This is a genomic window from Streptomyces sp. NBC_00122, from assembly GCF_045160845.1.
Taxonomy (GTDB): domain Bacteria; phylum Actinomycetota; class Actinomycetes; order Streptomycetales; family Streptomycetaceae; genus Streptomyces.
This window is the reverse complement of the sequence record NZ_CP108191.1, coordinates 2,008,218-2,023,123: the sequence shown is the minus strand read 5'-3', so window position 1 is coordinate 2,023,123 and position 14,906 is coordinate 2,008,218. Positions and strand designations below refer to the sequence as shown.

11 protein-coding genes are annotated in these 14,906 nt (G+C 72.7%); all 11 read right to left on the bottom strand.

Features of this window, described 5'->3' with window-relative positions; translation table 11 throughout:
* Window position 1: 1 nt before the first annotated feature.
* Window positions 2–2,797: a tetratricopeptide repeat protein gene (locus tag OG737_RS09530; RefSeq protein WP_405922406.1), complete on the bottom strand. Its 2,796-nt coding sequence runs from the start codon at window positions 2,795–2,797 to the stop codon at window positions 2–4.
* A 5-nt stretch (window positions 2,798–2,802) separates the two neighbouring features.
* Window positions 2,803–4,050, bottom strand: coding sequence for a hypothetical protein (locus OG737_RS09525; RefSeq protein ID WP_328930270.1), 1,248 nt, complete (start codon window positions 4,048–4,050; stop codon window positions 2,803–2,805).
* Between the two features lie 128 nt (window positions 4,051–4,178).
* Window positions 4,179–5,207: a glutamate ABC transporter substrate-binding protein gene (locus OG737_RS09520; protein ID WP_328930269.1), complete on the bottom strand. Its 1,029-nt coding sequence runs from the start codon at window positions 5,205–5,207 to the stop codon at window positions 4,179–4,181.
* A 68-nt stretch (window positions 5,208–5,275) separates the two neighbouring features.
* Window positions 5,276–6,616 carry a hypothetical protein gene (locus OG737_RS09515; protein WP_328930268.1) on the bottom strand — a complete coding sequence of 447 codons (1,341 nt, stop codon included), beginning with the start codon at window positions 6,614–6,616 and terminating at the stop codon, window positions 5,276–5,278.
* Between the two features lie 253 nt (window positions 6,617–6,869).
* On the bottom strand, window positions 6,870–7,868 hold the full coding sequence (locus OG737_RS09510) for an N-acetylglucosamine kinase (RefSeq protein ID WP_405921408.1): 999 nt from the start codon (window positions 7,866–7,868) through the stop codon (window positions 6,870–6,872).
* Complete coding sequence (locus OG737_RS09505) at window positions 7,859–9,124, bottom strand: 6-phospho-beta-glucosidase (RefSeq protein WP_405921407.1); 1,266 nt, start codon at window positions 9,122–9,124, stop codon at window positions 7,859–7,861. The genes OG737_RS09510 and OG737_RS09505 overlap by 10 nt, the downstream gene beginning before the upstream one ends.
* 57 nt (window positions 9,125–9,181) lie before the next feature.
* Window positions 9,182–10,021: a carbohydrate ABC transporter permease gene (locus OG737_RS09500; RefSeq protein WP_328925765.1), complete on the bottom strand. Its 840-nt coding sequence runs from the start codon at window positions 10,019–10,021 to the stop codon at window positions 9,182–9,184.
* Window positions 10,018–10,968, bottom strand: a complete 951-nt coding sequence (locus OG737_RS09495; RefSeq protein ID WP_328925764.1) for a sugar ABC transporter permease — start codon at window positions 10,966–10,968, stop codon at window positions 10,018–10,020. Before OG737_RS09495 ends, OG737_RS09500 begins: the two co-directional genes overlap by 4 nt.
* A 5-nt stretch (window positions 10,969–10,973) precedes the next feature.
* The gene (locus tag OG737_RS09490) at window positions 10,974–12,308 is read right to left on the bottom strand and encodes an ABC transporter substrate-binding protein (protein ID WP_328925763.1); all 1,335 of its coding nucleotides are present in this window, start codon (window positions 12,306–12,308) and stop codon (window positions 10,974–10,976) included.
* 108 nt (window positions 12,309–12,416) lie between these two features.
* A complete protein-coding gene (locus OG737_RS09485; RefSeq protein ID WP_328925762.1) occupies window positions 12,417–13,634 on the bottom strand; it encodes an ROK family transcriptional regulator in 1,218 nt (405 codons plus the stop codon).
* A 135-nt stretch (window positions 13,635–13,769) separates the two neighbouring features.
* On the bottom strand, window positions 13,770–14,849 hold the full coding sequence (locus tag OG737_RS09480) for a mechanosensitive ion channel family protein (protein ID WP_405921406.1): 1,080 nt from the start codon (window positions 14,847–14,849) through the stop codon (window positions 13,770–13,772).
* Window positions 14,850–14,906: the final 57 nt, after the last annotated feature.

Sequence of the window (14,906 nt, the reverse complement as noted above, 5' to 3'; positions counted from 1 at the left end):
ATCACACCCACGTCCGGGGACGGAAACGGTTTGCCCGCTCCACCAGTTCGATCCTCTCCTCGCCCCGCTGCGCCAGCCGTGCGAGTACGCGGTACGAGCGCTCCAGGCCGAAGCGCAGGCCCCGTTCGTCCAGTTGACTGCCGAGCAGCGAGGTCCTTGCGGGGTCGGAACCCCGACAACCCGACAGTACCCAGTCGAGGGCCGAGCCCAGAACTTCCGTCGTGAGCCGCTCGTGGCGCTCCGGGTCCAGCCCGAACCGCCGCAGCGCCTCCACCTGGTCGGCGGCGGCCGTCAGATCCTCCAGCAGGGGCTCCTGAGGGGACCGGTCGCGCAGACGTGCGCGTACGGCCGCCACCCGCGCGGCGGTGTAGTGGATGGAGGCCTCCGGTACGGACTCCAGGGTGCGCACGGCTCCGTCCCGGTCACCGGCGGCCAGCTGGACCCGGGCCAGCCCGAAGGCCGCGCTCACGAATCCGGGGTCGGTGATCCAGACGAGGCGGTAGTACTCGGCCGCGTTGTCCAGCTGGCCCAGGACCTCCGCGCACAGCCCGAGGGCCAGCTTCGGCGCGGGCTCGCCCGGGAAGGCGTCGTAGATCGCGTCGAAGGACAGGGCCGCGATCTCGTCCTCCCCGGTGGCCAGCGAGGCGGTCCCGCGGGCCCACACCACCCGCCAGTCGTCCGGATGCCGGGCCTCCAGCTCGGCCAGGGCGCGGCCGGCCGCGGCCGGCTCGCCCAGCTCCAGCCGGGCCCGCAGCTCCCGCAGCCGCAGCTCGGCCGAATCGGCGGGCGCCGAGCCGAGGGCGCCCAGGAGGTCGCCGGGCGCGGTGGCCAGCAAGCCGGCGAGGAAACCGGCGTTGGGGTCGGAGGCGTCCACGAGCGGTACGGGCAGCGCCAGCGCGGTCTCACGGGCGTCGAGCGTCGTCGCTCCCGCGGGCGGCGGGGACACGGCTACGGGTGCGGCCCCCGGGGCCCCGGCCGGATCGGGCGGATTCGGCGGTGTCCCCGGTCTCTCGGACGCCGACCGCGGTCCGGGCACCGGCGCACCCGTCACATGCGTGGCCGTGGTCCCCAGCGAGGGCACGGACGCCGCGCCGGGCGGGGTCCCGCCGAGGGGAGGCTGGGGCCACGGGCCGGGTGCGCCGGCCGCGAGCGGGGCGGCGCCTGCCGACGGCCCGGCCACGGGAGCCGCCGCGGCCAGGGCGCGGCCGGCGCCGAACAGCCTGCTCCGCCGGGAGACCACGACCCGCTCGCCCAGCCGGGAGACCGCGGCCCCCGGCGCGTCGGTGAACAGCCGGGTGTCCGCAACGCGCAGCTCCGGGCCGAAGAGCGTGGACAACTGCGGCCGCGGCCGGCCCGTCTGGAGGGCGACCACCTCCCGCAGCACGCCCGTCAGCTGGTCAGCCATCTCCTGCGCGGACGAGAACCGCCGCCCCGGATCCGGGTCGGTGGCCCGTACGAGCAGCCGGTAGAAGGACTCGTACCGCCCGAACACCTCGATGTGCTCCGGGTCCGGGAGCGAGTCCACGAACACGTTGGTGTAGCCCTGGAAGTCGAAGGTCAGCACGGCCAGCGTGCGCGCCACCGTGTACAGGTCGGAGGCGACCGAGGGACCCAGCTCCGCGACCTCCGGGGCCTGGTAGCCCACCGTGCCGTAGATGGCCGACTGTTCGTCGTCCATCCGCCGCACCGCGCCCATGTCGATCAGCTTCAGCTGGTCCTGCTGCTGGATCGCGTTGTCGACCTTGAAGTCGCAGTACAGAAGGTTTCTGCTGTGCAGGTGGCCGAGTGCCTCCAGGGCCTCGATGCCGTACGCGCACGCCTGTTCCACCGGTAGCGGATCACGTCGGCCGTCCGGCCGGCGCCGCTCGTTCGCGATCTCCTTCAGGGATTTGCCGCCCACGTACTCCATGACGATGTACCCGTCCAGCGAACCGGTCCGCTGGTCCAGGTGCTCCACGAAGTTGTAGATCCGCACGATGTTGGAGTGCTCGATCTCCGCGAGGAAGCGCCGCTCGGAGATCGCGGCCTCCATCGCGTCCTGGTCCCCGGTGTCCAGCAGGCCCTTGAGCACCACCCACCGGTCCGAGACAGCCCGGTCCACCGCGAGGTACACCCAGCCCAGCCCGCCGTGCGCGAGGCAGCCGGCCACCTCGTACTGGCCGTGCACCACATCGCCCGCGCGGAGCTTGGGCACGAAGGAGTACGGGTGCCCGCACTTGGTGCAGAACCCCTCCGTACGGCCCGGCCGCTCGCCCCGGGCCCGTCCCACCGGGGCGCCGCAGTCCGAGCGCGAGCAGAACCGCTTGCGCTCCGGCACCTCCGGGTTCTCCAGGACCGCGGCCGAAGGATCCGGACGTGGTACCTCCGGTACGTTGACCAGCCCGGCCCCGAGGCGCCCGCGCCCCGAGGACGAGGGCGCCGAGCCGGAACTGCGCACCGACACCGACCGGGTGGAGGCGCTGCCCGACAGCGAGCGCGAGAGCCGCCCCGACACCGAGCGGCGGGACCCCGACGAACGCGACGAGCGCGCCGAGGCCGAGGACCGCGCCGAACCGTGCGAGCCCTGAGACCCCTGAGATCCTTGAGACCCGTGTGAGCCGAACGACCCCCGGGACCCGGCGGACCCCAGGGAGCCGCGCGCGGCGCTCGTCATCCCCGTCGGCGGCGACACCAGTTCGTCGGCACCCGCCGCGACGGAGCCGACGGGCGCCAGCCCGCAGGTGTCGCAGTACAGCTCGCCGCCACCCATGTCCTCGTACGTCCCCGGGCAGCCGGGGCGAACGCACGCCGTTCCTATCAGGCTCATGCGCCGTCCTTTCCGGGAGCCCCCGTGCCCTGCAACGCCTCGGCCGCCGACTGCTGGTAGCGCAGAACGGCCTGCTCGGCGACCCGCAGGTCGCAGGGCGCGCTCCACAGCATCCGCCGGGCCGTGTCGTACCGCTCCATCAGCAGCGGGTCCTCCGCCAGCCCGTGCCGGGCGACCTTCGCCTTGTACGCGTCGAGCCGCCCGCGCAGTTCGGCCCGTACCGCGAGGGGCGCCGTCACCGCTGTCAACGATTCACGGGCCCTGCGGAGTTCCTCCTCGGCCCGCTCCTCCAGCGATTCGAGCAGCGGGGAGAGCCGGTGCCAGCGGGACCGGCGCCGGTGCTCGGCCGCCGCCGCGAGCTGCTCCTGCAGCGCCGTCGGCGGGCCGCTCACCGCGGGCACCTCCGACGCGGCGATCTTCGCCAGCACCTCGCCGCGCGCGGTCCGCGCCTCCGCGAGCGTCCGGTCGGCCCGCGAGAGCACGTCCCGCAGGCTGATCAGCCGCTGCTCGGCGTCCTGCCGGACGTCCAGCACGGCCTCGACCTCCCGGCGTACGTCCTCCAGCGCGAGCGCGGCGCGGTCGTAGCGCCCGGTGTCGGGCCGGCCGCCGCCGGGCGCGGAGCTGCCCGCCGCCGGCACCCAGAACGCCAGCGGGTCGGCGATCACCTGCGCGCGCAGCTCCGCCAGCTCGGCGGTGATGGCCTCCAGGTCGTCGCCCGAGGGGTGTTCACCCGGGCGCACCCCCACCGAGTGGGCCAGGGAGCGGGTGCGGTGCAGCTCGGCGGCGAGCAGGTCGATCCGCGCGGGCAGCGCCGACCACACCGCGTCGGCCGCGACCACCACGTCCAGCGAGCTCGCGTACAGCTCGTTCATCCGGGCCACCAGCTCGGCGAGCGAGAGCCGCTCCGCCAGCGCGACGCCCTCCTCGGCGGCGCCGGCGATCAGCACGCCGGGTCCGCGCAGCCGCTCGGTCAGCTCGACCAGGTCCTCGCGGTTCGGCCAGCGGCGCCGCTCCCGGACCTCCCGGGCGGCGCTCAGGGCCCCGCTGTAGGCGTCGAAGTACCGCCACAGCCGGGTGATGTCCGCGTCGGCGGCCGCCCACCGCTCCTTGGTGATCCCGGTCAGCCCGGCGCCTTCCAGCAGCCGGCGCCCCGCGTGGTCCTGGAGGGCGAGCAGGGAGGTCTCGACGGCCTCGTGCTCCGCGCCCAGCCGGGCCAGCGCGCGGTCGACGCCGTCCCGGTCCATCACTGCCGGCCACGCCTCCAACGACTGTGCCTCCGCTTCCGCTTCCGCCTCCGTGACCGGCCGGGTGCCCGGCCCGGTGTCCTGCCCGGTGTCCTGCTCCGCCTCCGGTCCTCTGCCCGCCACCGGCCTCAGCCGTCCCGGTACTTGGGCGCGGGCGGTCCGGTCACGCCGGGCAGCACGGGCGCCAGGTGCTTGAGGTACGACCTCATCCAGGGGCTGTCATTGCCGCCCGCACGGTAGCCCTCCAGCACCTTGTTGACCCGGCGGACCAGGTCGGAGGCGTCCTTGTTCATCGCCACACCGTAGAACTCACGGGTGAAGGGCGAGCCGACCAGCTGCACCGAGGGGTCCTGCGCGGCCTGGCCGGCCGCGAGGGCGTTGTCCGTGATGATGCCGTCCACCTCGCCCAGCTGGAGGCGGACCAGGCAGTCCAGCTGGTTGGGCACGGCGACCGGCACCGAGCCGTACGACTGCGACTTCAGCGCCGCCTCAGCCGTGGAACCGGAGGCGAAGCAGATCCGCTTGTCCTTCAGGGAGGTGTCGTACCCGGTGATGGGCGAACCCTTGGTGGCCAGCACCTGCTGCCCGGCCTCGAAGTAGGCCGTCGAGAAGGCGACGTCCTCCAGCCGCTTGCAGTTGATGGTCATGGTCCGCACGACGATGTCGACGCGCCCCTCCTGGAGCGCCGGAACGCGCTGGCTGGTGGGGATGGCCCGGTAGATGACCGCGTTCGGGTCGCCCAGGATGTCCTGCGCGATGGCCTTCACGAGGTCGATGTCGAAGCCGTCGAGGCCGCCGCCCTCCTTGGCCTGGTTGCGGTAGCCCCAGCGGAAGCTGTTCTGGTCCACGCCCGCGACGAGTTTGCCGGCCGCCTTGATCCGGGCGATCGCCACGCCGTCCAGACCGGACGGGCGCAGGCTGGCCTCCGGGTCCGGGCAGGTGTCGGTGAGCACCCAGGGCGCGGCCGGGGCCACCGCCACCGAGGCGGGCTCGCGGAGCGCCGGCGGGCGGCCGGCGTCCGGAGTCGCCCGGGCCAGCGGCAGCAGCACGGCCCCCGCCGTCACGGCGCAGGCGGCGGCCATCGCGGTCACCCCGCCCCAGCCGCGCAGCCGGCCCGCCAGCCGCCGCACTCCGGACGCCCGGGACACCCCGGACATCTCGCTCCCGGCGGTCCCGCCGTTCCCGTGACGTTCGGCGGCTCGCATCGCTCGTATCCGCATCGCTCTCACCTGTACTCCGAAAGCCTGCGCCCGATGCCGAGCAGCGCCGCCGCCGCGCCGGCGACCACGAGGACCGCCGTGCCGGCCAGCAGGCCGCCCAGAGCGCCGAGCCCGCCCCGGGCCGCCCCGGTGAACTCCTGCTGCTCGTGGGCCACCGCCTGCTCCAGGGAGGCGTCCACGACGTCGAAGGCGGCCCCGCTGCTGTCCTTGTGGTCCTTGTCGCCGACGACCTGGGGCAGCGCGGCCTCGTAGTCGCCCTTCAAGTCCGCCTCCCGGGCCGCCGTGTGCCGCTGCTTCCACTGCTTCACGCCGTCCGCGGCACGGGTCACCGGCGCCCGGCCGGCCTCGTCGTCGGCCAGCCGCAGCGCGGTCGCGAGCCCGGCGTCCAGCTCCTTCATGTTGGTCGTGAAGTCCACGTCGTACTTGTCGGACTTCTTGTCCTCGGCCAGTACGGCGCCCCGCGCGATCAGGGTGAGGTTCTCGCCCGCCCGAGCCTGGAGGGAGGCGATCCGCGCGTCGTTGAGCACCTTCAGGGACTCCTGCCCCTGCGTGCGGGCCTCACTCAGCGAGGAGCGCGCCACGGCGTGCCCCACGGCCAGCCACAGCAGCACCACCAGGGACGCGGCGGTCGCCGCCAGCAGACCGTGGTTGAAGACCCTGTTCGTACGCCGGTAGTTGCGCCGCTGCGCCCATGCCAGGGCGGCGAGCGCGACCAGGCCCGCGGCGAGCGAGGCCAGCGGCCAGGACCGGGCGTCGTCGTAGTCCGTGTAGAGCCGGCCCGTCTCCGCCTCGTACAGCCGCTGCGCGGCCGGCAGCAGCTGGGTGGTCATCTGCTCGTTCGCGTACCGGAGATAGGCGCCGCCCAGCGGCAGGCCCTGCCGGTTCGCGGCCCGGGCCTGTTCGACCAGGCCGGTGTACCGCGGCAGCTGCTCGCTCAGCAGGGTGATCTGGGCGCGCCCGTCATCGCTGCCCCCGGTATTGGCGGCCGCGCTCACCAGCAGCCTGGAGGCGTTGGCTATGTCCTTCTCGTACCGCTGGCGGACTTCGCGCTCGTCCGTGGCACCCAGCAGGAAGCCGCTGGACGAGGCGGTGTCGGCGTCCGCGAGGGATCGGTAGATGCTCGCGGCGTCCGCGCTCAGCGGCTGGCTGCGGCCCACGACGTCGTCGGCGGCGGCGGACCGGCCGGAGATCTCCCAGAGGGCGACCGCGCCGAACAGCAGGACCAGGGCGGCCAGCGCGGCACCGATGATCCGCAGCCGGCCGGGCTCGGTCGTCGCTGCGGCGCGCAGCCGCTCCACGCCCTCGGCCCAGGCGGTGCCCCGCCCCGGTGGGGCACCCGGCGGCATCGCCTGCGGCCCGGCGGGCGGCACGGCGAGACCGCCCCCCGGCGCGGGCGCGCGTGATGTCATGGCCACCGTGACCTCCCCCTCGGTCCTGTCCCTGCTCGTCCTGTCCTTGCTCCGCAGCAGTATGGACGTAGCGACGGCGGGCCACAGCACCCGGTGCTGCTTCCCGGGTGATCCGCCCCCGCCACCCCTTCACCGTCAATACGTCCTTACGACCGCCACGGTTCCAGACAGGACGCCCCCCGGGGCAGGTTCACCCGAAATGGGCACGGAGTTTGCCGTGGGCGGACGGCGGGGCCCCGAGCGCGTCCAGCCCGAGCAGTCCGGCGCCCAGTACCGGAGGGGCCGTCACGACCGACATCCTCGCGCGCGGGGCCCGTGCGGAGAGACCCGCCGCGATCCGCTCGTCCAGCTGCGGGTGCCGGGCGGTCAGCACACCGCCGCCCAGCACCACCGGGACCTCCCGCTCCAGCAGGCCCAGGCGGCCCAGCGCCACCGCTGCCATGGCCACGATCTCGTCCGCCTGCCGGTGCACCAGCGACAGCGCCACCGGGTCCCCGGCGGCCGCCACCGCGAACAGCAGCGGGGTCAGCTCGTGCCGTCGCGTGCCCGGGATGCGGTCCAGGTGCATCTCCTCGATCAGCGCGTACACCGTGTCGAGGCCGAAGTGCGCGGGCAGCGCCCGGGCCAGATCCGTCGCCTCGCCCCGCCCGTCCTCGGCGCGGGCCGCGAACCACAGGGCCTCCTCGGCCAGTCCGCCTCCGCCGCCCCAGTCGCCGGAGATCCGGCCGACCGCGGGGAAGCGCGCCGTCCGCCCGTCCGGGGTCATCCCGACGCAGTTGATGCCCGCCCCGCACACCACCGCGACGCCGCACGGCTCGGCGTCCGCGGCCAGCCCGGCGCGCAGCAGCGCGAAGGTGTCGTTGTGCACCGCCGTCGCGCGGCCCCAGTTCCGGCTCCGGATCTCGCGCGCCAGCTCCCGTTCCTCCACCGGGAAGTCGGCGTTGGCCAGACAGGCCGACACGTGCAGGGCGCCCGGTCCGCGGTCCGCGCCGAACCGCAGCCCGGCCGCCGCCATCGCCTCGGCCAGCACGTCGACGGCCGCGGGCACACCCGTCCGGAACGGCTGGAAGCCCCCGGCCTGCCCGGAGCACAGCACCGAGCCGTCCGGACCGAGGAGCGCCACGTCCGTCTTGCTGTTGCCCGCGTCGATCGCCAGTACGGAAGGGAGGGCCGGGAGGGTCACGCCCATGCGAGGTGCTCCTTGTTGTGCGCGAGGAGCCGGTCCGTCAGCCCCTCGGCACGGTCGAACTGGCCGACCAGCGGGTGGGCCAGCAGCGCCCGGAAGACCCGGTCGCGGCCGCCGCGCAACGCCGCGTCCAGCGCGAGGTCCTCGTACGCTGTCACGTGCGCGATCAGGCCGGCGTGCAGCGGGTCCGGCCGCGGCACGGCCAGCGGTACCGGACCGGAGCCGTCGACCCGTGCCTGTACCTCGACGACCGCGTCGTCCGGCAGGAACGGCAGCGTCCCGTTGTTGAGCGTGTTGACCACCTGGACGGCCGGTCCGCCGTCGCCCAGCAGCGAGGCCGCCAGGTCCACGGCCGCCTCGGAGTAGAAGGCGCCGCCCCGCTTGGCCAGCAGCGCCGGCTTCTCGTCGAGCGCGGGGTCCCCGTACAGGGCGAGCAGCTCCCGCTCCATCGCGGCGACCTCGGCGGCCCGCGAGGGCTTGGTCGCGAGCTCGCGTACGACCTCGTCGTGCGCGTAGAAGTACCGCAGGTAGTACGACGGTACGACGCCCAGCCGGTCCAGCACGGCGCGCGGCAGGCGGAGGTCGGCGGCGACGGCGTCGCCGTGCTCGGCGAGCAGCCGCGGCAGCAGGTCCTCGCCGCCCGGGCCGCCCCTGCGCACGCCCAGCTCCCAGGTGAGGTGGTTGAGCCCCACGTGGTCCAGGTGGATGTCGGCCGGTGCCAGGTCCAGCAGGGCCGCGAACTTCCGCTGGAGGCCGATGGCGACGTTGCACAGGCCGACCGCCTTGTGACCGGCCTGGAGCAGCGCCCGGGTGACGATGCCGACCGGGTTGGTGAAGTCGATGATCCAGGCATCGGGGTTGGCCCGCCGGACCCGCTCGGCGATGCCGAGGACCACCGGGACGGTGCGCAGCGCCTTGGCGAGCCCGCCCGCGCCGGTGGTCTCCTGCCCGACGCAGCCGCACTCCAGCGGCCAGGTCTCGTCCTGGAGGCGGGCGGCCTGCCCGCCGACGCGCAGCTGGAGCAGGACGGCGTCGGCGCCGTCGACTCCCGCGTCGAGGTCGGAGGTGGTCGTGATCAGGCCGGGGTGCCCCTGCCGGGCGAAGATCCGGCGGGCCAGGCCGCCGATCAGCTCCAGCCGCTCGGCGGCGGGGTCGATCAGCACCAGTTCCTCGATCGGCAGGGTGTCGCGCAGCCGCGCGAAGCCGTCGATCAGCTCGGGGGTGTAGGTGGAACCGCCACCCACCACTGCGAGTTTCATGTCGGTCTCCTTGTGTGTCCGACGGACGCGCGGGCAGCTGAGCCGCCGCGGACGTCGCTAGCCCTTCACCCCGGTCAGGGTGACTCCCTCGACGAACGCCTTCTGGGCGAGGAAGAAGAGGACGATCACGGGCGCCATGACCAGTACGGTCGCGGCCATGGTCAGGTTCCAGTTGGTGTGGTGCGCCCCCTTGAAGGACTCCAGTCCGTAACTGAGGGTCCAGGCGGCCGGGTTGTCGGAGGCGTAGATCTGCGGGCCGAAGTAGTCGTTCCAGGCGCAGAAGAACTGGAACAGCGCCGCCGCGGCTATCCCGGGCTTCGCCATGGGCAGCACGACCCGCAGCAGGGTGCGCACCTCGCCGCAGCCGTCGACACGTGCCGCGTCCAGGTATTCGCCGGGGATGGTCAGCAGGAACTGGCGGAGCAGGAAGATGGTGAAGGCGTCGCCGAACGCCATCGGGATGATCAGCGGCCACAGGGTGCCCGACAGGTCGAGCTGCTTGGCCCAGAAGAGGTACATCGGGATGACCACCACCTGTGGCGGCAGCATCATCATCGCGATCACCAGCAGCAGGGAGAGCCGCCGCCCGCGGAAGCGGAACTTGGCGAGCGCGTACGCGACGGGCACGGAGGAGACCACGGTCAACAGGGTGCCGAGTCCGGCGTACAGAAGGGTGTTGCGCCACCAGGTCAGGAAGCCCGGCGTGTTCCACACCTGGGCGTAGTTGTCCCACTCCCAGGTGTCCGGCCACAGGTCGCTGGTCAGCGCCTGCCGGTCGTTCATCAGGGAGGTGAGCAGCAGGAACACGAAGGGGAGGACGAAGAACAGGGCGGCCGCCACGCCCAGGGAGTGGACGGCGATCCAGTGCAGTACGGGCTTGTTGACGCGCGTGCTCATTCACCCGCTCCGATCAGTCCGCCACGGCGGCGCATCAGGAGCGCGGTGAAGGCCATGGAGAGGGCGAACAGGACCAGTGCGACGACGCACGCGGTGCCGTAGTCGAAGCGCTGGAAGCCGAGGTTGTAGACGAGCTGGGGCAGGGTCAGGGTCGACTTGTCGGGGTAGCCGGGCTCGAACTGCTGGCCCGAGCCGCCGATCACCCCGGCCGCCACCTTCCCCGCCACCAGCGGCTGGGTGTAGTACTGCATGGCCTGGATGACCCCGGTGACCACCGCGAACAGGATGATCGGCGAGATGTTCGGCAGGGTGATGTGCCGGAAGCGGGCCCAGGCCCCGGCCCCGTCCAGCTCGGCGGCCTCGTACTGCTCCTTCGGTACGTCGAGCAGCGCGGCCATGAAGATGACCATCAGGTCGCCCACCCCCCACAGCGCGAGGGCGGTCAGCGCGGGTTTGGACCAGCCGGCGTCGGTGAACCAGCCGGGAGTGGGCAGCCCGGCCGCGTCCAGCAGGCTGTTGACGGGGCCGGTGCCGGGGTTGAGCAGGAAGACGAAGGCCAGGGTCGCGGCGACCGGCGGGGCCAGGTAGGGCAGGTAGAAGAGGGTCCGGAAGATCCCTGCGCCCGTCTTGATCTTCGTGATGAGCAGGCCGATGCCGAGGCCGAAGAGGACGCGGCAGGAGACCATCACCACGACCAGCCACAGGGTGTTGCGCATCGCCGGCCAGAACAGCGGGTAGTCGGAGAAGACGTAGCCCCAGTTGTCCAGGCCGTTGAAGACGGGCGGCCGGAAGCCGTCGTACCGGGTGAAGGAGAAGTACACGGTGGACAGCAGCGGATAGGCGAAGAAGACGCCGAAGCCGATGAGCCAGGGGGACATGAAGGCCGCGGTCCGCAGCGCGGAGCGCCGGTGCTTCGTCCGCAGGGTGTGAGTGGTCGTGGAGGGCATCGGGGCTACTTGGCCTTCGCGATGTCCGTGTCGATCTGCTGGTCGGTCTTGGCGAGACCAGCCGGGATGTCGGTGACATCGCCCTTCTCGACCCCGTAGGCGAGGTCCTGGAAGGTCAGCTGGTAGGTGCCGCCGTCGGCCTGGGCCGGGGTGGTGCTGGACTTCGGGTGCCGGGCTATGTCGAGGAAGGTCTTGAACTCCGGGGACACCTGGAGGTTCGGGGACTCCAGGGCCGCCAGGGTGGACGGGACGTTGTGGATGGCGTTGGCGAAGGCCACCACCGCCTCGGTGTCGGTCGTCATGTACTTCACCAGTTCCCAGGCGGCGTTCTGCTTCTTGCTGCCCGCGGCGATGCCCATGATCGTGCCGGAGAGGTAGCCCTTGCCGTAGTCGGCGGCCTGGTCGTCGGGGACGGGCAGCGGCGCGGTGCCGATCTCGAACGGGACACCGGCCTCCTTCGCCATCGAGGCCCGCCATTCGCCGTCGATCTGCATGGCCACCTGGCCGGTGTGGAAGGGGTGTTCGGCGCTCCACTCGTCACCGAAGGTGTTGCGGAACCTCTCCAGCTTCTCGTAGCCGCCGAGTTTGCCGACCAGGTCCTTCTGTGCGGTCAGCATCTTCGTGAAGGCCGGGTCCTTGGCCAGGTTGGACTTGCCGTCGGCGCCGAAGTAGGAGGGGCTCCACTGGGCGGCCAGCCGCATGGGGGTCGTCTCGTAGCCGTGGAAGGTGGGCATCAGGCCGACCTGCTCGTACGAATCCCCCTTCGGCTTCGTCAGCTTCTGCGCGACCTCGGTGAACTCGCTCCACGTCTTGGGGGGTTCGCTGATGCCGGCGGCCGTGAAGGCGGTCTTGTTGTAGACGAGGCCGTACGCGTCGTGCAGCAGCGGCAGCGTGCACTGGTTGCCGTTGAACTGGGTGTATTCCAGCAGGGTCTTGGGGAAGACCTTCGCCTTGTCCACGCCGGACTTCTTGAGGAAGGGGCCCAGGTCGGCGAAGGCGCGGGAGTTGCAGAACTTGCCGACGCTGTCGGTGGTGAAGGAGGAGACCACGTCGGGGGCCTTGTCCCCGCCCGCGCGCAGCGCCTGGTTGATCTTGTCGTCGGTCATGTTGCCCGTGACCTGGACCTTGATGTTCGGGTGCGCCTTCTCGAACCGGGCGATGTTCTCCTCGATCGCCTTGGTCTCGCTCGGCGCGGACCAGCCGTGCCAGAAGTTGAGGGTGACGTCCTTGGCCGGGTCGTCGGCGGCCTCGGTGCCGCTCTGGCCCGTACAGGCGGTGGCGAGGACGGATATCGCGGCGAGGACGGCCGCGGTGGTGGTCAGGCGTCCGGTTCTGGGCATGGCGGGGCTCGCTCTCTGAGGGAGGAACTTCCTGTGGGGTGCCAGTGAGGGGTGTGGGCCTGTGGGGGTGGGTGTTGCGGGAGGGACGGGTGCAGCGGGAGGGACGGTTCAGCGGGAGGTGTCGAACACCTCGTCGCGGGTGGCGGCCAGCGCGTTCTCCAGCGCACCGCGCAGCACCGGCCCCTTCGGTACCTCGCCGGAGACCAGGCGGGGCCGGGACGGTGCCAGTTCGGCGAGCTCGGCCTCCAGCAGGCCGCGGAGGGAGTCGCCGCCGGCGGCGATCACGGCCCCGGACAGCACGACGATCTCCGGGTCCAGCACGGCGACGAGCGAGGCGAGACCGGTGGCGAGCAGGGTGGCGTACGCCTGGAGGAAGCGCAGGTGCGCCCCCTCGGGCGTGGCCGCGGCCTGCCCGAGCAGCGCGACGGCGGCGGCCACCTCCGGGCTGTGCGAGCCCTCGGAGGCGGGGAGCGGTGGGGCCTCGACGCCCAGTTCCGCGGCGAGCCCGGGTACCACCTGGGCGCCGGCCAGTTCCTGGTAGCCGCCGGTGTTGGCCCGCGTGACCTGCCGGACCAGGGGGTGGCCCGGCACGGGCAGGAAGCCCACCTCGCCGGCGCCGCCGGTCCAGCCGCGGTGCAGCCGGCCGCCCAGCACCAGGGCGGCGCCGAGGCCCTCCTCGTTCCAGAGCAGGACGAAGTCCTCGTGGCCGCGCGCCGCGCCGAGGCGCTGCTCGGCGACGGCGGCGAGGTTGACGTCGTTCTCGTACTCGACCGGCATCGGCAGGGCCGCCGCCAGCTCGCCGAGGAGGGTGGGGGAGTGCCAGCCGGGAAGGTGGCTGGCGTAGCGCAGCCGGCCGGTCTGCGGGTCGAAGGCGCCCGGGGTGGCGATGACCGCCCGGTGCAGGTCGGACAGGTGCAGTCCGGCGGCCTTGACGGCTCCGCCGAGGGCTTCGACGACCTGTTCGACGGCGTCCTTGCCCTCCGTGTACGGGACCTCGTGCGTGCCGGTCACCGTGCCGGTGAGGTCGGCGACGGCCGCCAGTACGCGGCCCGGCGTGACGTCGAGCCCGCCGACGTACGCGGCCCGGGGATTGACGGCGTAGAGCTGGGCGCTGGGGCCGGGGCGGCCGCCGTCGGTGCCGGTGGCCACGACGAGCCCGGCGGCCTCCAGGCGGGCCAGGAGCTGGGAGGCGGTGGGCTTGGACAGCCCTGTCAGGTGCCCGATCCTGGTCCGGGACAGCGGGCCGTGCGTCAGCAGCAGCTCAAGAGCGGCCCGGTCGTTCATGGCGCGCAAGAGGCTGGGCGTTCCGGGCGTGGCGGCGGGCATGGTGCGCTCTCTCCCTCACCGAGGTCAACTGTTAAGTAAGTTTCCTATTGGTGTTCGCGCCGTGTCAATGCCGCTGCCCCGCAGGCTGACATTCCGGTGAATGGCCTGCGGGGCAGCGGGGAGCGCCTTCGGGGGTTACTTGGTGATCCGCGGGCCGTTCTGCGGCGGGATCGGGGCGGTGGCCAGCGACTGCGGGGAAGCCGGGTTCGCCAGGGCGGACGGCGCGGCGACGGCGGTCGCGGGGTCCGCCTCCTCCTCGTCCGCCTCCGCGACCGGCGGACCGCCGATGATCCGGATGCCCGCCGCGTCGAAGGCCTCCTTGATCCGCCAGCGCAGCTCCCGCTCCACCGCGAACTGCTTGCCGGGCATCGTCTTCGCCGACACCTTCACCGTCATCGAGGCGAGCAGCACCTCGTCCAGGCCCAGCACCTCCACCGGACCCCACAGGCGCTCGTCCCAAGGGGACTCCTTCGCCAGGGTGTCGGCGACCTCCTGGACCACCTCGCGGATCCGGGTCAGGCTCTCCGTCGGCTTGACGTGGACGTCCACGCCCGCGGTCGCCCAGCCCTGGCTGAGGTTGCCGATCCGCTTGATCTCGCCGTTGCGCACGTACCAGATCTCGCCGTTGTCCCCCCGCAGCTTGGTCACGCGCAGGCCGACCTCTATGACCTCGCCCGAGGCCACGCCCGCGTCGATCTTGTCGCCGACGCCGTACTGGTCCTCCATGATCATGAACACGCCGGAGAGGAAGTCCGTCACCAGGTTCCGGGCACCGAAACCGATCGCCACACCGGCCACACCGGCACTCGCCAGCAGCGGGGCCAGATCGATCTTCAGTGCGGCCAGCACCATCAGCGCGGCCGTGCCGAGGATCAGGAACGAGGCGACCGAACGCAGTACCGAACCGATCGCCTCCGAACGCTGGCGGCGCCGCTCGGCGTTGACCAGCAGCCCGCCGAGCGCCGTGCCCTCGACCGCCTCGGCGCTGGTGTTCATCCGGTTTATGAGCTTGGTCAGCGCCTTGCGGACCACCGAGCGCAGCGCCGCCGCTATCACGACGATGAGGAGGATGCGCAGTCCGATGCTCAGCCAGGTGGCCCAGTTCTCCTCGATGAAGCTCGCGGCTTCGGTGACGCTCTCGTGCGTCTCCTTGAGCGTCGTGGTCGCGTCCGGGGTGTCTGTTGCCAGGGGCAGCAGGGCGGCAGGCCAGGGCACGGCGGGAACCTCCAGGTGTAGCGGTCCGCCCGCGGGACTCGGGGTGTACCCCGGACG